Source organism: Pseudomonas botevensis, from assembly GCF_019145475.1.
Taxonomy (GTDB): domain Bacteria; phylum Pseudomonadota; class Gammaproteobacteria; order Pseudomonadales; family Pseudomonadaceae; genus Aquipseudomonas; species Aquipseudomonas botevensis.
This window is the reverse complement of sequence record NZ_JAHTKI010000005.1, coordinates 106,187-125,043: the sequence shown is the minus strand read 5'-3', so window position 1 is coordinate 125,043 and position 18,857 is coordinate 106,187. Positions and strand designations below refer to the sequence as shown.

The window sequence follows — 18,857 nt, the reverse complement described above, 5'->3', positions numbered from 1 at the left end:
CGCAGGACTATGACTGGTCCCCTGCGGCCTTCCTGATCATCCGGCGATATCGCGAATGGCGATCTCGCTCATGATGCGTTGCAACACCTGATCGATGGACAACTCCGTGGAATCCAGCTGAATGGCGTCAGCCGCCGGTTTGAGCGGGGCTACGGTTCGCTGGGTGTCACGCTCGTCGCGCGCACGGATCTCATCTAGCAGACTCGACAGACTAACACCCTCGACTTTGCCCTTCAACTGCAAATATCGACGGCGTGCCCGCTCCTCGGCGCTGGCCGTGAGGAAAATCTTCAATGGTGCGTTTGGAAAAACCACCGTGCCCATGTCGCGACCATCCGCCACCAGCCCCGGCATTTCCAGAAAATCACGCTGGCGCTGCAGCAGCGCCTCGCGCACCGCTGGCAACGCAGCCACCTGGGAAGCGCCGGAGCCGACGCTTTCAGTACGGATGACATCGCTGACTTCATCACCTTCCAGGATGATCCGCTGCAACTGACCGTTCGTCGCCGGAATGAATTGCACATCCAGATGAGCAGCGAGTTTCTTCAGCAGTTCTTCATTGGTAAGGTCGACACCATGATTGTGCGCGGCGAACGCCAGCAGGCGATACAGCGCGCCGGAGTCCAGCAGTTTCCAGCCCAGACGCTCGGCCAGAATCCCGGCTACCGTGCCCTTGCCCGAACCGCTTGGCCCATCGATGGTGATAACCGGTGCAATGATGTTCACGACTGAGCCTCTTGCGCTACACGAATGCCGACCTGGGCGCACAGCGCCAGGAAATTCGGGAACGACGTCGCGACGTTGGCGCAATCATGGATGCGGATCGGTGCCGTAGCGCGCAACGAGGCCACGCTGAAAGCCATGGCAATCCGGTGATCGCCGTGACCATGCACTTCGCCGCCGCCGATCTGGCCGCCGTCGATGATGATGCCGTCCGGGGTCGGCTCGCATTTGACGCCCAGCGCCAGCAAACCGTCCGCCATGACCTGGATCCGGTCCGACTCTTTGACCCGCAGCTCTTCGGCGCCGGTCAGCACGGTGCGCCCTTCGGCACAGGCTGCCGCGACGAACAGCACCGGGAATTCGTCGATCGCCAGCGGAACCAGCGCTTCCGGAATCTCGATACCCTTGAGTTTAGCTGCCCGCACGCGCAGGTCAGCCACAGGTTCGCCACCCACTTCACGCTGGTTTTCCAGCGTGATGTCGGCACCCATCAGACGCAGAATGTCGATCACGCCGGTACGGGTCGGGTTGATGCCGACGTGCTCCAGCACCAGCTCCGAACCTTCGGCAATCGAAGCCGCCACCAGGAAGAACGCCGACGACGAGATGTCGCCCGGCACTTCGATGTGGGTCGCAGTCAACTTGTTGCCGGACTCGACCGAGGCCGTGGCGCCATCGACGCTCACCGGGTAACCGAAACCACGCAGCATGCGCTCGGTGTGGTCACGGGTCGGTGCAGGCTCGGTGACGGTGGTCTTGCCTTCGGCGTACAGACCGGCCAGCAGCAGGCACGATTTCACCTGGGCACTGGCCATCGGCATGGTGTAGGTCAAGCCCTTGAGCTTGTGCCCGCCACGAATGGTCATCGGCGGACGGCCTTCGGCAGCAGTCTCGATCACGGCGCCCATTTCCCGCAGCGGGTTGGCCACACGGTTCATCGGGCGCTTGGACAGCGAGGCGTCGCCGGTCAGGGTGCTGTCGAAATCCTGCGCGGCCAGCAGGCCGGACAACAGGCGCATCGACGTACCGGAGTTGCCCAGATAGATCGGGCCCGGAGCCGGTTTCAGGCCATGCAGGCCGACACCGTGAATGGTCACGCGACCGTGGTGCGGACCTTCGATGACCACGCCCATGTCGCGAAATGCCTGCAAGGTCGCCAGGGCGTCTTCGCCCTCGAGGAAGCCTTCGACTTCGGTCACGCCTTCAGCCAGGGAACCGAGCATGATCGAACGGTGGGAAATCGATTTGTCACCCGGTACGCGAATCCGACCGGACAGGCGGCCACCAGGTTGAGCCAGGAAGATCAGATCGTTGGAATTCATAGCGTCCACATAGGCCCTGCGGGCCAGGATTTTACTGAAATGCTCGCGGGCAACCCGGGCGCGCGTGAAAACGCCCAACAATTGGTGCCCATCCCCTGCATCGACCGCGTCGCGCAAGGCGTCGAGGTCGCTGCGAAATGTATCGAGTGTGCGCAGGACAGCCTCGCGATTGGCGAGAAAAATGTCGTGCCACATCACCGGGTCGCTTCCGGCGATTCTTGTGAAATCGCGGAAACCGCCCGCAGCGTAACGGAAGATCTCCAGGTTTTCATTGCGCTTGGCCAACGAATCGACCAGGCCGAAGGCCAGCAGGTGCGGCAGATGACTGGTCGCTGCCAACACTTCGTCGTGACGCTCGACTTGCATATGTTCGACATCGGCGCCCAATTCACGCCACAGGCGATCGACCACCGTCAGGGCAGCCGGGTCGGTCTGCTCCAGCGGCGTGAGGATGACCTTGTGGCGACGGAACAGCTCGGCGTTCGAAGCCTCGACCCCGCTCTGCTCGGAACCGGCAATCGGATGGCCCGGCACGAAACGCGCCGGCACGCCGCCGAACGCCTCGGTCGCCGCACGCACCACGTTGCCCTTGGCGCTGCCGACATCCGTCAGGATCGCCTGCCCCAGATCCATGCCGGCCAGACGGGCCAGCACTTTTTCCATGGCCAGGATCGGCACCGCCAGCTGAATCACATCCGCGCCCTGACAAGCCGCCACGAGGTCATCCTCGCAACGATCCACGACGCCCAACTCGACCGCCAGCCTGCGTGATTGCGGATCGAGATCGACCCCGATCACTTCACGGCACAGGCCGCTTTCACGCATGCCTTTGGCAAACGAACCACCGATCAATCCCAGACCGACCACCACCAGGCGCCCGATCATAGGTGCAGCAGATTGCAGCGCAGTGACATCACCCACGAGCCAGAACCTTGCGCAGCGCTTCGAGGAAGCGGCTGTTTTCCGCCGGCAGACCGATGGTCACCCGCAGATGGTTAGGCATGCCGTAGTTGGCCACCGGACGCACGATCACGCCTTCGCGCAGCAAGCCCTGGAACACCGGCGCCGCCACCTGGCCGAGATCGACGCAGATGAAGTTGCCTTTGGATGGAATCCAGCTCAGCCCCAACTCACGGAAACCCGCTTCCAGTTGCTGCATGCCGGACTCGTTGAGCTGACGGCTTTGCGCCAGATATTCGTCATCCTTCAGCGCCGCGCACGCCGCGGCCAACGCCAGGCTGTTGACGTTGAACGGCTGGCGAACACGGTTCAGGACATCTGCGACGACCGCCGTGGACAAACCGTAACCGACACGCAACGCCGCCAGACCATAAGCCTTGGAGAACGTGCGCGAAACCAGCAGGTTTGGATACGCGGCGAGAAAATCCAGGCCATCGGGCAGGTCGCTGCCCTCGGCGTACTCGATGTAGGCCTCGTCCAGCACCACCAGCACATGTTCCGGCACGTCTTGCAGGAACTCGTCCAGCGCTTCGGCGCCGAACCAGGTGCCGGTCGGGTTGTTCGGGTTGGCGATGAACACCACGCGGGTGTTGGCGTCGATGGCCGCGAGCATCGCAGGCAGGTCATGCCCCCAATCCTTGGCCGGAACGACCTTGGCCTGGGCGCCGACCGCCTGCGTGGCAATCGGGTAAACGGCAAACGCGTGCTCACTGAACACGGCGTTCAGGCCCGGGGCCAGATACGCACGCGCCACCAGTTCGAGAATGTCGTTGGAACCATTGCCCAGGGTGACCTGGTTCAGTTCGACACGGCACTGCTCGGCCAGCAGAGACTTCAGCGCAAAGCCGTTACCGTCGGGATAACGGGTCAGCTCGGCGAGCTCTTCGCGGATCGCCGCCAGTGCTTTCGGGCTGGCGCCCAGCGGGTTTTCGTTGCTCGCCAGTTTGACGATGCTCGCCGGATCCAGATCCAGCTCGCGCGCCAGCTCATCCACAGGCTTGCCCGGAACGTACGGCGAAAGTTGTTGCACGCCCGGCTGTGCCAGCGCGAGGAAATTGCCACTCATTTGCTACCGCCCCTTAGAGAACTGCTTTCGGGTAGGAACCCAGCACTTTGAGTGCTACCGCTTCCTGACTGATCTTTTCCAGCACACCCTTGATCAACGGATCACGGTGGTGGCCGACGAAGTCGATGAAGAACACGTAGGTCCATTTGCCGCTGCGCGACGGACGGGTTTCGATCCGGGTCAGGTCGATCCCGTTGTCATGGAACGGCACCAGCAGCTCGTGGAGCGCGCCGGGCTTGTTGCTCATGGACACGATGATCGATGTCTTGTCGTCGCCGGTCGGCGGCACTTCCTGGTTACCGATCATCAGGAAGCGCGTGGAGTTGTCCGGACGATCCTCGATTTTCTCGGCCAGACGGGTCAGACCATACAGCCCGGCCGCCATGTCGCCGGCAATCGCCGCCGAGTTCCACTCACCCTTGACCCGCTTGGCTGCCTCGGCGTTGCTCGACACCGCCACGCGCTCGACATTCGGGTAATGGGCATCCAACCACTTGCGGCACTGGGCCAGCGACTGGGCGTGGGAGTAGATACGGCTGATGCTGTCGGTCTTGGTGTTTTCGCCCACCAGCAAGTGATGGTGAATGCGCAGCTCGACTTCGCCGCAGATCACCATGTCGTGCTCGAGGAAGCTGTCGAGGGTGTGGTTGACCGCGCCTTCGGTGGAGTTCTCCACCGGCACCACGCCAAAATTCACCGCACCGGCCGCCACTTCGCGGAACACTTCGTCAATGGCCGCCATCGGCTTGCTGATCACGGCGTGGCCGAAGTGTTTCATGGCCGCCGCTTGAGTGAAGGTGCCTTCCGGACCGAGGTAGGCCACCTTCAGCGGGTTCTCGAGGGCCAGGCACGAAGACATGATTTCGCGGAACAAGCGCGCCATTTCTTCGTTGCCCAGCGGCCCCTTGTTGCGCTCCATCACACGCTTGAGGACCTGCGCCTCGCGCTCGGGACGATAGAACACCGGCTGCTCGCCTTCGGCCAGACTGGCCATCTTGACCCGTGCAACCTCTTCGGCGCAGCGAGCGCGATCGCTGATCAGCTGGAGGATCTTCTCATCCAGGCTGTCGATACGAACGCGCAGCGCCTTGAGCTCCTGCTCGGACATCAGGAATGCTCCTTCTCGAATTCAGCCATGTAGCCGACCAGCGCTTCGACGGCGTCCAGACCCAAGGCGTTGTAGATCGAGGCACGCATGCCGCCGACCGAACGATGACCCTTGAGGTTGAGCAGCCCACGGGCGTCGGCGCCGGCCAGGAACGCCTTGTCCAGACGCTCGTCAGCCAGGCGGAACGGCACGTTCATCCACGAGCGCGCGTTGATGTTGATCGGGTTGGTATAGAAGTCGCTGTTGTCGATGAAGCCGTACAGGCGATCTTTCTTCGCCTTGTTGCGCTGCTCCATCGCGGCGACACCACCCTGCTCCTTCAGCCACTCGAAGACCAGACCCGAGAGATACCAGGAATAGGTGGCCGGGGTGTTGTACATCGAGCCGTTATCGGCCGAAACCTTGTAGTCGAGCATGGTCGGGCAGGAACTGCGGGCGCGGCCCAGCAGGTCTTCACGGACGATCACCACGACCAGACCGCTCGGACCGATGTTCTTCTGCGCGCCGGCGTAGATCAGGCCGTACTGCGACACATCGATCGGACGCGAGAGGATATCGGAGGACATGTCGACCACCAGTGGAACGTCACCGGCTTCGGGTACCCAGTCGAACTGCAGGCCGCCGATGGTCTCGTTGGACGCATAGTGCAGATAGGCCGCACCCGGAGTCAGCTTCCACTCGTTCTGGCCAGGGATGGCCAGGTAGTCATAAGGCTTGGCGCTGGCGGCAACGTTGACATTGCCGAAGCGACGCGCTTCCTCGATGGCTTTCTTCGACCAGATGCCGGTTTCGACATAGTCGGCAGTGCCGTTCTCGGGCAGCAGGTTCAGCGGAATCTCGGCGAACTGTTGGCTCGCGCCGCCCTGCAGGAACAGCACTTTGTAATTGGAGGGGATGGACAGCAGGTCGCGCAGGTCTTGCTCGGCCTTCTCGGCAATGGCCACGTAGTCATCGCTGCGATGGCTCATTTCCATGACCGACAGACCCTTGCCGTGCCAGTCGAGCATCTCGGACTGGGCACGCAACAGGACAGCTTCAGGCAGCGCAGCGGGACCTGCGCAGAAGTTATAGGCTCGTTTGCTCACATCCACTCTCGCTATGCAATCACGGTAGCGGACAGAGCAAACACTCTGCCCTGCTACGATTTGGTTAGTCTTGCGACTCTTCTTCGTCTGCGGCGTCCGCCTGCAGGTTGTCGACCGCATCGTCCGGTTCGGCGCCGATCACGCCATCTTCCAGCTCGACGCCTTCTTCACCTTCAAACTCTTCACCCTCGACTTCCGACGGCTCCTGAACCCGCTCCAGGCCGACCAGGGTTTCATCCTTGGCCAGTTTGATCAGGGTCACGCCCTGAGTGTTACGACCCAGGCTCGACACTTCGTCGACACGGGTACGCACCAGTGTGCCCTGGTCGGAAATCAGCATGATTTCCTCGCCATCGAGCACCTGGACCGCGCCGACCAGACGGCCGTTACGCTCGTTGCTGACCATGGCGATAACGCCCTGGCCGCCACGCTTGTACTCAGGGAACTCGGTGATCGCGGTGCGCTTGCCGTAGCCGCGCTCGGAAGCGGTGAGGATCTGGCTGCCTTCTTCCGGAATCAGCATGGAAATCAGCTTCTGGCCTTCCGGCAGACGCATGCCGCGCACACCGCGAGCGGTACGACCCATGGCGCGAACGTCGGATTCCTTGAAGCGAGTGACCTTGCCGCCGTCGGAGAACAGCATCACTTCACGCTCGCCATCGGTGATGGCGGCGGAGATCAGCACGTCGCCTTCGTCCAGTTCCAGCGCGATCAGACCGACGCTGCGCTGACGGCTGAAGGATTCCAGCGGGGTTTTCTTCACGGTGCCGTTGGCGGTCGCCATGAAGATGTAGTGACCTTCGGTGTATTCCTCGACCGGCAGCATGGTGGTGATGTACTCGCCATCATCCAGCGGCAGCAGGTTGACCAGCGGACGACCACGGGCGGCGCGGGAGGCTTCCGGGATCTCGTAGGTCTTGAGCCAGTACACCTTGCCCTTGCTGGAGAACAGCAGCAGCGTGGTGTGGCTGTTGGCGACCAGCAGGTGAGCGATGTAGTCCTCATCCTTGACGCCGGTAGCCGATTTGCCTTTACCGCCACGACGCTGGGCCTGGTACGCCGCCAGCGGCTGGGTCTTGGCATAACCGCCGTGGGAAATGGTCACGACGCGCTCTTCTTCCGGGATCATGTCACCCAGGGTCAGGTCGAGGCGCGCATCGAGGATCTCGGTGCGGCGCACATCGCCGTATTCGGCGCGGATCACTTCCAGTTCTTCGCGGATCACTTCCATCAGGCGCACGGCGCTATTGAGGATGCGGATCAGCTCGCCGATCTGGTTGAGGATCTCCTGGTACTCGGCCAGCAGCTTCTCGTGCTCCAGACCGGTCAGGCGGTGCAGGCGCAGTTCCAGGATGGCTTGCGCCTGTTCCGGCGACAGGAAGTACTTGCCGTCGCGCAGACCGTATTGCGGATCGAGATTTTCCGGACGGCACGAATCGGCACCGGCGCGCTCGACCATGGTCATCACCGCGCTGGATTCCCAAGGCGTGCTGACCAGCGCCTCTTTAGCTTCCGACGGGGTCGGCGAGGCCTTGATCAGGGCGATCACCGGGTCGATGTTCGACAGGGCGACGGCCTGGCCTTCAAGGATGTGACCACGCTCGCGGGCCTTGCGCAGTTCGAATACGGTACGGCGGGTAACGACTTCGCGACGGTGGCGAACGAAGGCTTCCAGCAGATCCTTGAGGTTGAGGATCCGTGGACGGCCGTCGATCAGCGCAACGATGTTGATGCCGAACACGCTCTGCAACTGGGTCTGGGCGTAGAGGTTGTTGAGGATCACCTCCGGCACTTCACCGCGACGCAGTTCGATCACGACGCGCATACCGTCCTTGTCGGACTCGTCGCGCAGCTCGGTGATGCCTTCGAGCTTCTTCTCTTTGACCAGCTCGGCGATCTTCTCGATCAGACGCGCCTTGTTCAGCTGGTAAGGCAGCTCGGTGACGACGATCTGCTGACGGCCACCGACCTTGTCGATGTCTTCGATGATCGAGCGCGCGCGCATGTAAATGCGCCCGCGACCGGTGCGGTAGGCTTCGATGATGCCGGCACGACCGTTGATGATCGCGGCGGTCGGGAAGTCCGGGCCGGGAATGTATTGCATCAGCTCATCGACGGTCAGCTCGGGATTGTCGATGAGAGCCAGGCAACCGTCGATGACTTCACCGAGGTTGTGCGGCGGAATGTTGGTCGCCATGCCCACGGCGATACCGCTGGAACCGTTGACCAGCAGGTTCGGAACGCGGGTCGGCATGACCGCCGGGATCAGTTCGGTGCCGTCGTAGTTCGGCACCCAGTCCACGGTTTCCTTGTGCAGGTCGGCCAGCAGCTCGTGCGCCAGCTTGGTCATGCGCACTTCGGTGTATCGCATGGCCGCAGCGTTGTCGCCGTCCACCGAACCGAAGTTGCCCTGACCGTCGACCAGCAGGTAGCGCAGGGAGAACGGCTGCGCCATGCGGACGATGGTGTCGTACACCGCAGTGTCACCGTGCGGGTGATACTTACCGATCACGTCACCGACGACACGGGCGGATTTCTTGTACGGCTTGTTGAAGTCGTTGCCCAGCTCGCTCATCGCGAACAGCACGCGACGGTGCACAGGCTTGAGGCCATCGCGCGCATCCGGCAGTGCACGGCCGACGATCACGCTCATCGCGTAGTCGAGATAGGACTGTTTCAGCTCGTCTTCGATATTGACCGGGAGGATTTCTTTGGCCAGTTCGCCCATGAGAAGCCTGATTCCTTTTTCTGGTGAAACCTCGCCTTGTCCATGCGGGACTGACGAAGCTCGTCGATGCAGACAGAGTGCCGTGCTTCGACTTACGACAAATCAACAAGTTGAACATGGATTTGCGCAGTGAAGACAACCCCGTGGGGCGGCTTCGGAAAACGCCGGATGTTATCACAAGAGCCGCCACGCACCTATCCCCCAGATGCGCATGGAGCATAGTTAGTTGACCGATGACAGGCTTAACGGGGACGAGAGGGGCTTAGAGGCGGATCGAAGGCGGAAATCGGGCTTGATTTGTGAATGTTTATTGACTTTGCGGCGCTTTCGCGAGCGAACCCGCCCTCACAGATTTCGTGCCGGGACAGAAAACCGTGAGAGCCAGGGCTTACCCGCGAAGAGAACCAACGACTTCAGTGCAAACGCTTGCGGCACATCAATTGCGCCATTTTCGCGGTGTCCGGGCGCTCGACGATGCCTTTTTCGGTGACGATGGCGTCGATCAGGTCCGCCGGCGTCACGTCGAACACCGGGTTGAACGCCTCGACATCCGCCCCGACCCGCTTGCCGCCGACTTCCAGCAGCTCCGCGCCGGCACGCTCCTCGATCGGAATGTCATCGCCGCTGGCCAGGTTCATGTCGATGGTCGAACTCGGTGCCACCACCATGAAACGTACGCCGTGGTGCATGGCGTTGACCGCCAGTTGATAGGTGCCGATCTTGTTCGCCACGTCGCCATTGGCGGTGATCCGGTCAGCGCCGACGATCACCCAGGTCACGCCCTTGGTTTTCATGATGTGCGCGGCGGCGGAGTCGGCGCTCAGGGTCACCGGAATGCCTTCGTTCGCCAGTTCCCACGCGGTCAGGCGCGAGCCTTGCAGCCATGGACGGGTTTCATCGGCATAGACCCGTTCGACCATGCCTTCGATGAACGCGCCGCGAATCACCCCGAGCGCAGTACCGAAGCCACCGGTGGCCAGGGCGCCGGTATTGCAGTGGGTGAGCAGCGCCTGGGCGTTGCCCTGATGCTTGCGGATCAGATCCACGCCCAGTTGCGCCATGGTCAGGTTGGCTTCACGGTCGCTTTCATGAATGGCGATGGCTTCAGCTTCCAGCGCCTCCAGCGGATCAGCGTTGTCCTTCAGGCGATCGAGCCGGTCATGCATGCGGCCCAGCGCCCAGAACAGGTTGACCGCCGTCGGCCGGGAATCGGCCAGCAGCGCGAAATCCTCTTCCAGCGCGGCACACCAGTCGCCGCCTTCGGCAACCCGGGTCCGGGCCGCCAGCACGATGCCATAGGCGGCGCTGATGCCAATGGCCGGCGCACCGCGCACCACCATCGAGCGAATCGCTTCAGCCACGCCGGCGGCGCTGGTGTAGGCGATCCAGGTTTCCTCGAACGGCAAAACACGCTGATCCAGCAGGTAGAGCGCGCCATCGCGCCAATCGATGGCCTTCACTTTCTCCGCAGCCAACAGACGATCGCGCATCCCTCACCCCGCACTCATGAACAAAAGCCGCCGATTATAGCGATCCGCCCGCGAAGACGCTCGGGTATACTTCGCCATCCTTTACAAAAGCACTGGAACCGACCCTCGATGCCGAAACCTGCCATTGCGCTCGACCTCTTATTGCTGCCGACCTGGCTGGTCCCCGTCGAACCTGCAGGCGTGGTGCTCAAGGAGCATGGCCTGGGCATCCGCGACGGTCGCATCGTATTCATCGGCCCGCGCAGCGAAGCGCTGAAGTGCAACGCCGCCGAAATTCGCGAACTGCCGGACGTGCTGCTTGCCCCCGGCCTGATCAACGCTCACGGCCATGCGGCGATGACCCTGTTCCGTGGCCTGGCCGACGATCTGCCGCTGATGACCTGGCTGGAAAACCATATCTGGCCGGCCGAAGCCAAATGGGTCGATGAAGCCTTCGTGCGTGACGGCACCGACCTGGCCATCGCCGAGCAGATAAAAGGTGGCATCACCTGTTTCTCTGACATGTATTTCTTCCCGAAGGTTGCCAGCGAACGCGTTCACAACAGCGGAATCCGTGCGCAGATCGCCATTCCGATCCTCGATTTCCCGATCCCTGGAGCCGGCAGCGCCGATGAAGCCATCCGTCAGGGCGTCGAACTGTTCGGCGACCTGAAGCATCACGACCGGATCAAGATCACCTTCGGCCCCCATGCACCCTACACCGTTGGCGATGAGAACCTGGAAAAAATCCGGGTGATCGCCGAAGAACTGGACGCCGCGATCCACATGCACGTGCATGAAACCGCGTTCGAAGTGCAGCAGGCGGTCGAGCAGCGCGGCGAACGACCGCTGGCCCGCCTCGGTCGCCTCGGCCTTCTCGGGCCGCGCTTCCAGGCCGTACACATGACTCAGATCAGCGAAGATGACCTGGCGTTGCTGGTAGAAAGCAACACCAGCGTGATCCACTGTCCCGAATCGAACCTGAAACTGGCCAGCGGCTTCTGCCCCGTCGAGCGCCTGTGGCAGGCCGGGGTCAATGTGGCGGTCGGCACCGATGGCGCGGCGAGCAACAACGATCTGGATCTGCTCGGCGAAACCCGTACCGCTGCGTTGCTGGCCAAAGCCGTCGCCGGCTCGGCCACCGCACTGGACGCCCACCGCGCCTTGCGCATGGCGACGCTCAACGGCGCGCGGGCACTGGGCATCGATACCGAAGTCGGTTCGCTGGAAATCGGCAAGGCGGCGGACATCGTCGCTTTCGATCTGTCGGGCCTGGCACAGCAGCCGGTCTACGACCCGGTTTCGCAGCTTATTTATGCCACTGGTCGCGATTGCGTCAAACACCTGTGGGTCGCCGGCAAACAACTGCTCGACGACCGGCGCCTGACCCGCCTGGACGAAGAACAACTGGGCGCCACCGCCCGGGCCTGGGGCCAGCGCATCAGCGGCCACACCGAATCGTAAACACCGCGGATCATCATCCGCGGCTACAACCTTTTTTGAAGATTCAGAGGAAGAGATCATGAGCAACGTCGACCACGCCGAAATCGCCAAATTCGAGGCCCTGGCCCATCGCTGGTGGGATCGCGAAAGCGAATTCAAACCGCTGCACGACATCAACCCGCTGCGGGTGAACTGGATCGACGAGCGCGTCGGCCTCGCCGGCAAGAAAGTCCTCGACGTCGGTTGCGGTGGCGGCATCCTCAGCGAAGCCATGGCCCAGCGCGGCGCCACCGTGACCGGCATCGACATGGGTGAAGCGCCACTGGCGGTCGCGCAACTGCATCAACTGGAATCCGGGGTCAACGTCGAGTATCGGCAGATCACCGCCGAAGCCCTGGCCGAGGAAATGCCCGAGCAGTTCGACGTGGTCACCTGCCTGGAAATGCTCGAGCACGTCCCGGATCCGTCTTCGGTGATCCGCGCCTGTTTCCGCATGGTCAAGCCCGGCGGCCAGGTGTTCTTCTCGACCATCAACCGCAACCCGAAGGCGTACCTGTTCGCCATCGTCGGCGCCGAATACATCATGAAGCTGCTGCCGCGCGGCACCCACGACTTCAAGAAATTCATCCGCCCGTCCGAACTGGGTGCCTGGAGCCGCATGGCCGGCCTCACCGTCAAGGACATCATCGGTCTGACCTACAACCCGCTGACCAAGCACTACAAGCTGGCGGCGGACGTTGACGTCAACTACATGATCCAGACCCTGCGCGAGGAATAAGCCGATGGCTATCAGAGCAGTCCTTTTCGACATGGACGGCACCCTGCTGGACACCGCGCCGGACTTCATCGCCATCTGTCAGGCGATGCGTGCCGATCGCGGCTTGCCGCCCATCAACGACAAACACATCCGCGACGAGATTTCCGGCGGCGCCAAAGCCATGGTCGCAGTGACGTTTTCGATGGACCCGGAATCCCCGGGCTTCGAAGAACTGCGCCTGGAGTTCCTCGAGCGCTACCTCGTCGGCTGCGCGGTCCACAGCAAGCTGTTCGACGGCATGGGCGAACTGCTGGCCGACATCGAAAAAGCCAACCTGATCTGGGGCGTGGTCACCAACAAACCGCTGCGCTTTGCCGAACCGATCATGCAACAACTGGGGCTGGCCGAGCGCTCGGCGCTGCTGATCTGCCCCGATCATGTGAAGAACAGCAAGCCGGACCCGGAGCCGCTGATCCTTGCGTGCAAGATGCTTGATCTGGATCCGGCCACGGTGCTGTTTGTCGGCGATGATCTGCGCGACATCGAATCCGGCCGCGACGCCGGAACCAAGACTTGCGCGGTGACCTTTGGCTACATTCACCCGGACGACAACCCTCGGCATTGGGGCGCGGACGCGGTGGTGGATCATCCGCTGGAACTGCGCAAGGTGATCGACAGCGCGCTTTGCAGTTGCTGATCTTTTCCAATGGATTTGTGTAGAGGTTTTTATGTTTGATTACAGCGCTCGCCCCGAATTGCTCAAGGATCGGGTCATTCTGGTCACCGGCGCCGGCCGTGGCATCGGCGCGGCTGCCGCGAAAACCTATGCCGCCCATGGCGCCACCGTGTTGTTGCTGGGCAAGACCGAAGCCAATCTGACGCAGGTCTACGACGAGATCGAAGCGGCCGGGCACCCGCAACCGGCGGTCATCCCGTTCAACCTCGAAACCGCCCAGCCGCATCAGTACGATGAACTGGCGGCGATGATCGAAAGCGAATTCGGTCATCTCGACGGCCTGCTGCACAACGCTTCGATCATTGGCCCACGGACACCGATCGAACAGCTGTCCGGCGACAACTTCATGCGAGTCATGCAGATCAACGTCAACGCCATGTTCATGCTCACCAGCACCCTGCTGCCGCTGCTCAAGCTGTCGCGGGATGCCTCGGTGGTGTTCACCTCCAGCAGCGTCGGGCGCAAGGGCCGCGCCTACTGGGGCGCCTACGGCGTATCGAAGTTCGCCACCGAAGGCCTGATGCAGACCCTGGCCGACGAAGTCGAAAACGTCGCACCGGTGCGCTCCAACAGCATCAACCCCGGCGCCACCCGCACCAGCATGCGCGCCCAGGCGTACCCAGGGGAAAACCCGCTGAACAATCCGACGCCCGAGGAGATCATGCCGGTCTACCTCTACCTGATGGGTCCGGACAGCACCGGCATCAACGGCCAGGCTTTCAACGCCCAGTAATGCCATACGTCGCATTTGTTGCCGTGGCAGTTTCCCGTCGCGGCATGCATTTGCCGCTTTGGGCACGGCCAAGTCAGTCAAATATCCAGCGCACTCTTTTACCATCCAAACCCAAGTCATTGATTAAAAACGGTTTTAATAAATTCGAACCGAATGGCACGACTTTCGCTCTAAATTTCCCTACAAGCACGCCGTGTGAAGGCAGTCGGGCGAGGCCTGTTTTCGATAGCTGACTAATCGTCATCAGGCAGACTAAACTTACGCCAAATGTCCTACGGGACTGATGGATCAGTATGACGCGCAGCCCATAGCCGCTCTCACCCAGCCTGTAAGACAGACTTACTGCTTAGGGGCTCACGCCATATGAAATCACCCTCCCAGACCAATGCAATTGACTTCGACAGTGCCAAATTGCAACGCCTGGGCTTCGGTCAGCAGCCTCCTCTCCTGGAACGGCCGGTCAGTCTGGCGCAATTACGCGCGCAACTGAGCCTGCAACTGCAAACCAGTCTTGAGCCACAACGCATTCTCGGGCTTTTCTTCCGCGACATTCAGCGCATGGTTCCGCTCGATGCCTTGACCTATGTGCATCAGGGCAGCGACTTGCGCCTGGAGTTCGGCACGCGCGGCCACCACTCGATCAGCTACAGCCTCAGTCATGAAGGCGAGCACATGGGTGAGCTGGTGTTCCGCCGCAACAAGCGTTTCAGCGAAGAGGAACAGGGCAACCTGGAATCCCTGCTGTCGTCGCTGCTGTATCCGATGCGCAACGCCCTGCTGTACCGCACGGCGACCCAGACCGCCCTGCGCGATCCGCTGACCGGCGCCGGCAACCGGATTGCCATGGAGCAGACCCTGCAACGGGAAATCGACATGTCCCGCCGCCACCTGCAACCGTTGTCGTTGCTGATGCTCGACATCGACCATTTCAAGCGGGTCAACGACAGCCACGGACACACCGCCGGCGACGAAGTGCTCAAAACCGTGGCCGCGTCGATCAAGGGCCAGTTGCGCAACGTCGATATGGTATTCCGCTACGGTGGCGAAGAGTTTTTGATCCTGCTGTCCAACACCAGCCGGGAAGCGGCGGCGATGGTCGGCGAGCGTCTGCGCTATGCCGCGCAGGCTCAGGATTACTACGCCGAAGGGCAATTGATCGAGCTGACCGTGAGCCTGGGCTGTTCGACCCTGCTGCCCGGCGAGTCGGCGGAAAGTCTGTTGCGCAGAGCAGACAGCGCGCTGTACGTCGCCAAGCGTGAAGGTCGCAATCGCCTGGCCATGGCCGGCTGATTGCCTGCGCCCATCGACAAATGAATAAGGGAGCACATCGGCTCCCTTATTTTTTTCCTGCTATCTGAATCAGCTGCCGACCAAAGCCCGGCGCTCGCGGCCGTGGATCACCCGCTCCGACAGCTCCAGCTGCATGCAGCGCTCAAGGAACAGGTACATGTAGTCATAGCTCTTGCAGATGGCCTGTCGCAGCTCCGCCTGCAAAGCCTTGCTCGGGTTCATGCCGGCCAGGGTGCAGATGATTTCCAGCGCCTCCCACGGATGGGCATCGTCGTACTGGGCGTGCATCTTCAACCACTTCATTGCCCGTTTGCGATCCTCTTCCGGGAAGGCCGCGGCGTAGACGCCCGTGGAGCAGACCAGCGCCGACCACTCTCCGGTCGCGCCCTCGATCGCATAGTTGGTGGCGGCGATGGCAACGATCAGCGAATCCGCCGAACTGGTGTGCCAGCACCAATGACTCAGCGCGTGCAGTTCCGGCGGCACTTGCTGCTCCTGGAGATCCTCCAGGCTCACGCCATGGGCTCGACTCCAGTGTACCCAGTAGTCGGCGTGGTTCAGCTCGACGCGAATGTTGCGCATCAACCAGCGCCGCGCCATGTCTTCGCCCGGGTGACGGGCAAACTTGGTCTTGGTCAGGTTCTGCGCCATGTACAACGCGAATTGCTCAACCACCGGCCAGCCCCCGATCAGGTACTGGCGCATGGTTCTGGCGCTGAGCTGGTTATCACGCATGCGCAGATAAAGTTCATGTTCGACAACCCGGCGCTTGCTCTCGCTGCAATCCTTGAGCAACTGCTGTGCCCAGGCAGGATAACTTGCAGCTTCCATGAGTGGTCCGGTTCGGTTGAATGTGTCGATCACTGTTCGGCTCCTTTTGATTTGTGATTGTACGGATCGGCGAGAGCCTTCAACGGAACGTGCCAGGCGCCTTGAATAACAACGGCTGCGGTCTGGCGGGCCGACTTTGCAAACTGTCGCAGGTAAACAATTGCGGGCGCTCTATGACGTAACCCTGTGCGTAATCCACGCCGATTTCAAGCAGTACCTGCTCGATCTGTGTTGTTTCGACAAACTCGGCAATGGTCTGTTTACCCATGACATGGCCGATGTGATTGATCACCTCGACCATTGCACGGTTAATCGGGTCGTCCAGCATATCCTTTACGAAACTCCCGTCGATCTTCAGGAAGTCTACAGGCAAATGTTTCAAATAAGCGAATGAGGACATTCCGGCACAAAAGTCATCTAGCGAGAAGTAACAACCTAAGCCTTTGAGTTCATTAATAAAACGAATCGCACTACCCAAATTTGCAATAGCACTGGTTTCAGTAATTTCAAAACAAATCATTTCAGGGGGCACTGCGTAAGTTTCAAACTGTTCACGCAGGAAGTGCAAAAACGCGTCATCTCCGATAGTAATGCCTGAAAGATTAATCGCACACATTGCCAATGGCGTTTCATGTTCTTCGTTAATACATTGAGCAATAACCTTAAATACGTTTTGCACTACCCAGCGGTCCAGGGATGTCATCAATCCGTAACGCTCAGCCGCCGGAATGAAACTGTCAGGCAAGATCATGCGACCGGCTTCGTCGTGCAGGCGCAGCAGGATTTCGATGTGCCCGCGATCCTCGGCATGCCGCAGCGGAGCGATTTCCTGGGCATACAGGCAGAAGCGGTTCTCTTCCAGGGCCATGTGCAGCCGCTGCACCCAGGCCATCTCGCCGAAGCGCAGGGACAGTTCCGAGTCATCGGCGTGGTAGACCTGAACCCGGTTGCGCCCCTTCTCCTTGGCCATGTAGCAAGCCATGTCGGCAGCACGCAGCGAGGCTTCGAGGGTGGCCGGGGTTTGCGTGACATGCACCAGGCCAATGCTCACGGTGGTCAGGAACGGTCGCCCCTTCCAGACAAAATGCAGGTTCTGCACAGTCTGACGCAGCCCCTCGGCGATTTTTTCCGCCGCATCCGGCGCGCAGTTCTCCAGCAGAATGCCGAATTCATCGCCCCCCAGCCGTGCCAGGGTGTCGCCCTCGCGCAAACCGGACTGCAACAGCGCGCAGATATGCCGCAGCAGCTCATCGCCGGCCGCGTGACCGCAGGTGTCGTTGACCAGTTTGAATTGATCCAGATCCAGGAACATCAGCGCGTGCCGGCCCGACTGGCGCGTCAGGTTGTGCAGCGCCTGCTCCAGGCGATATTCGAACTCGCGGCGGTTGGCGAGCCCGGTCAGCGCATCATGGGTCGCCTGCCATGACAGGTTGGCGATGTATTGGCGCTCCTGCGTCATGTCGTGAAGCACCAGCACCGCGCCGCTGACCTTGCCGGCATTGCGGATCGGCGCGCCGACCAGCGTCACCGAGACGGTGCTGCCGTCCAGGCGCTGGATCAGCTTGGAATGTTCGCTGCTGCCCCCCAGCTTGCCGCTGAGAATGTGCTCGATCAGGGTCAGCCCTTCGCTCTGGGCATTGTCATCGAGCAGATTGAACAGTGCCGCCAGCGGCAGACCGGCGGCCTGCTCGGCCTTCCAGTGAGTCAAGGCTTCGGCGGCGGGGTTCATGTAGTCGATGGCACCGTCGACGTCGGTGGTGATCACCCCGTCGCCGATCGAATGCAGGGTGATGTGCGCCCGATCCTTCTCCAGTTGCAGCGCCTGGGCAAAGGCATGGCGCTGCTTGAGCAGTTTGTGGGTTCGCAGCAATGCCAGCACGATCAGCCCCAGCGCCGTCGCCAGGTTGGTGAACAGCAGCAGCCGCATAACCAGCCGCGAGCCTTCGCCCAGCGCATCGCTGAAGGCCTTGGCGGCCGGGGTCACGCTGTCGTTGATCGCGAATATCCGCGCCTTCCAGTGGCGGATATCTTCATCGCTGGCGGCGTTGATGCTGATCTGCCGATGCATTTCCCGAGCGACATCATCGAGCTCGACCAGATAGGCGTCGCCCAACGTCCAGCGGTCAATGGCGGTTTCCAGATAACTGAAGTGACGGAAATTGAGGTACAGCCAGATCAGGCTCGAGACGTCGTCCGGGTGGTTGCCACCCCTGAGAATACCCTCGCGCGCCGCTTGCAGGTCCGGCGGCTGTCGGTCGAGCGCCAGACGCAGCTCGTGCCCGCCCTGTGGCACGGAGATCGCCTGCTGGTACTTGAGGAAGATCGCCTCGTCGCGACTGTCGGCGTACAGGTTGAGGTAATAGATGGCGTCCTTCTGGCCCTTGGACCAGAGACTTTCACCCGCGACATAACCGCGAACGGCCGACAGCACATAGAGGCTGACGCCGCCCAGCAGCGCCTGACACAAGACGACGGCAATGAATGGCCAGACGATGCCCAACAACCGTGGCGTTCCGAGAGTCCGCTTTTGCTTCATGAGGTCCCTTGCGCAAGCACTGCCAGATGAACACCGGAAAATACCGCTCCTGACAGCTCAGCCTAGGCTA

Annotated in this window: 14 protein-coding genes; 5 read left to right on the top strand and 9 right to left on the bottom strand. The window is 61.4% G+C overall.

Annotated elements, in window-relative coordinates; all coding sequences use genetic code 11:
* Positions 1-36: 36 nt before the first annotated feature.
* The 7 genes from cmk to mtnA form a co-directional block, all read right to left on the bottom strand.
* Positions 37-726, bottom strand: a complete 690-nt coding sequence (gene cmk / locus KVQ74_RS09090) for a (d)CMP kinase (protein WP_217830737.1) — start codon at positions 724-726, stop codon at positions 37-39.
* Positions 723-2,930, bottom strand: a complete 2,208-nt coding sequence (locus KVQ74_RS09085) for a bifunctional prephenate dehydrogenase/3-phosphoshikimate 1-carboxyvinyltransferase (protein ID WP_264083941.1) — start codon at positions 2,928-2,930, stop codon at positions 723-725. The genes cmk and KVQ74_RS09085 overlap by 4 nt, the downstream gene beginning before the upstream one ends.
* A 28-nt stretch (positions 2,931-2,958) precedes the next feature.
* On the bottom strand, positions 2,959-4,071 hold the full coding sequence (hisC, locus tag KVQ74_RS09080) for a histidinol-phosphate transaminase (RefSeq protein ID WP_217830735.1): 1,113 nt from the start codon (positions 4,069-4,071) through the stop codon (positions 2,959-2,961).
* A 13-nt stretch (positions 4,072-4,084) separates the two neighbouring features.
* Entirely contained in the window at positions 4,085-5,179 is a 1,095-nt protein-coding gene (pheA, locus tag KVQ74_RS09075) for a prephenate dehydratase (protein WP_085730518.1), read from the bottom strand.
* Positions 5,179-6,264 (bottom strand): 3-phosphoserine/phosphohydroxythreonine transaminase, encoded by a 1,086-nt coding sequence (gene serC, locus KVQ74_RS09070; RefSeq protein ID WP_217830734.1) that lies wholly within the window; start codon positions 6,262-6,264, stop codon positions 5,179-5,181. Before serC ends, pheA begins: the two co-directional genes overlap by 1 nt.
* Positions 6,265-6,328: 64 nt before the next feature.
* Positions 6,329-8,992, bottom strand: a complete 2,664-nt coding sequence (gene gyrA / locus KVQ74_RS09065) for a DNA gyrase subunit A (protein ID WP_217830733.1) — start codon at positions 8,990-8,992, stop codon at positions 6,329-6,331.
* Between the two features lie 413 nt (positions 8,993-9,405).
* Positions 9,406-10,482, bottom strand: coding sequence for an S-methyl-5-thioribose-1-phosphate isomerase (mtnA, locus tag KVQ74_RS09060; RefSeq protein WP_217830732.1), 1,077 nt, complete (start codon positions 10,480-10,482; stop codon positions 9,406-9,408).
* Between the two features lie 108 nt (positions 10,483-10,590).
* On the opposite strand from mtnA, the gene KVQ74_RS09055 reads away from it, so the two are divergent.
* From KVQ74_RS09055 to KVQ74_RS09035, 5 genes are all read left to right on the top strand, one after another.
* Entirely contained in the window at positions 10,591-11,925 is a 1,335-nt protein-coding gene (locus tag KVQ74_RS09055) for a TRZ/ATZ family hydrolase (RefSeq protein ID WP_217830731.1), read from the top strand.
* A gap of 58 nt (positions 11,926-11,983) precedes the next feature.
* On the top strand, positions 11,984-12,682 hold the full coding sequence (ubiG, locus tag KVQ74_RS09050; protein WP_217830730.1) for a bifunctional 2-polyprenyl-6-hydroxyphenol methylase/3-demethylubiquinol 3-O-methyltransferase UbiG: 699 nt from the start codon (positions 11,984-11,986) through the stop codon (positions 12,680-12,682).
* 4 nt (positions 12,683-12,686) lie between these two features.
* On the top strand, positions 12,687-13,358 hold the full coding sequence (mupP, locus tag KVQ74_RS09045) for an N-acetylmuramic acid 6-phosphate phosphatase MupP (protein WP_217830729.1): 672 nt from the start codon (positions 12,687-12,689) through the stop codon (positions 13,356-13,358).
* Between the two features lie 31 nt (positions 13,359-13,389).
* On the top strand, positions 13,390-14,130 hold the full coding sequence (locus KVQ74_RS09040; RefSeq protein ID WP_217830728.1) for a YciK family oxidoreductase: 741 nt from the start codon (positions 13,390-13,392) through the stop codon (positions 14,128-14,130).
* A 363-nt stretch (positions 14,131-14,493) separates the two neighbouring features.
* Positions 14,494-15,420, top strand: coding sequence for a GGDEF domain-containing protein (locus KVQ74_RS09035; protein WP_217830727.1), 927 nt, complete (start codon positions 14,494-14,496; stop codon positions 15,418-15,420).
* A gap of 69 nt (positions 15,421-15,489) precedes the next feature.
* Here the strand turns inward: KVQ74_RS09035 and KVQ74_RS09030 are convergent, their stop codons facing one another.
* Both KVQ74_RS09030 and KVQ74_RS09025 read right to left on the bottom strand, forming a co-directional pair.
* Positions 15,490-16,251, bottom strand: a complete 762-nt coding sequence (locus KVQ74_RS09030; protein ID WP_225929919.1) for a TenA family transcriptional regulator — start codon at positions 16,249-16,251, stop codon at positions 15,490-15,492.
* 79 nt (positions 16,252-16,330) lie between these two features.
* Positions 16,331-18,787, bottom strand: coding sequence for an EAL domain-containing protein (locus tag KVQ74_RS09025; protein WP_217830725.1), 2,457 nt, complete (start codon positions 18,785-18,787; stop codon positions 16,331-16,333).
* Between the last annotated feature and the right edge of the window lie 70 nt (positions 18,788-18,857).

Bases quoted from the DNA above. Each gene is read 5' to 3' on its own strand.
- KVQ74_RS09085 (WP_264083941.1), bottom strand. From the start codon at position 2,930: ATGATCGGGCGCCTGGTGGTGGTCGGTCTGGGATTGATCGGTGGTTCG.
- hisC (WP_217830735.1), bottom strand. From the start codon at position 4,071: ATGAGTGGCAATTTCCTCGCGCTGGCACAGCCGGGCGTGCAACAACTT.
- pheA (WP_085730518.1), bottom strand. From the start codon at position 5,179: ATGTCCGAGCAGGAGCTCAAGGCGCTGCGCGTTCGTATCGACAGCCTG.
- gyrA (WP_217830733.1), bottom strand. From the start codon at position 8,992: ATGGGCGAACTGGCCAAAGAAATCCTCCCGGTCAATATCGAAGACGAG.
- mtnA (WP_217830732.1), bottom strand. From the start codon at position 10,482: ATGCGCGATCGTCTGTTGGCTGCGGAGAAAGTGAAGGCCATCGATTGG.
- KVQ74_RS09055 (WP_217830731.1), top strand. From the start codon at position 10,591: ATGCCGAAACCTGCCATTGCGCTCGACCTCTTATTGCTGCCGACCTGG.
- ubiG (WP_217830730.1), top strand. From the start codon at position 11,984: ATGAGCAACGTCGACCACGCCGAAATCGCCAAATTCGAGGCCCTGGCC.
- mupP (WP_217830729.1), top strand. From the start codon at position 12,687: ATGGCTATCAGAGCAGTCCTTTTCGACATGGACGGCACCCTGCTGGAC.
- KVQ74_RS09040 (WP_217830728.1), top strand. From the start codon at position 13,390: ATGTTTGATTACAGCGCTCGCCCCGAATTGCTCAAGGATCGGGTCATT.
- KVQ74_RS09035 (WP_217830727.1), top strand. From the start codon at position 14,494: ATGAAATCACCCTCCCAGACCAATGCAATTGACTTCGACAGTGCCAAA.
- KVQ74_RS09030 (WP_225929919.1), bottom strand. From the start codon at position 16,251: ATGGAAGCTGCAAGTTATCCTGCCTGGGCACAGCAGTTGCTCAAGGAT.
- KVQ74_RS09025 (WP_217830725.1), bottom strand. From the start codon at position 18,787: ATGAAGCAAAAGCGGACTCTCGGAACGCCACGGTTGTTGGGCATCGTC.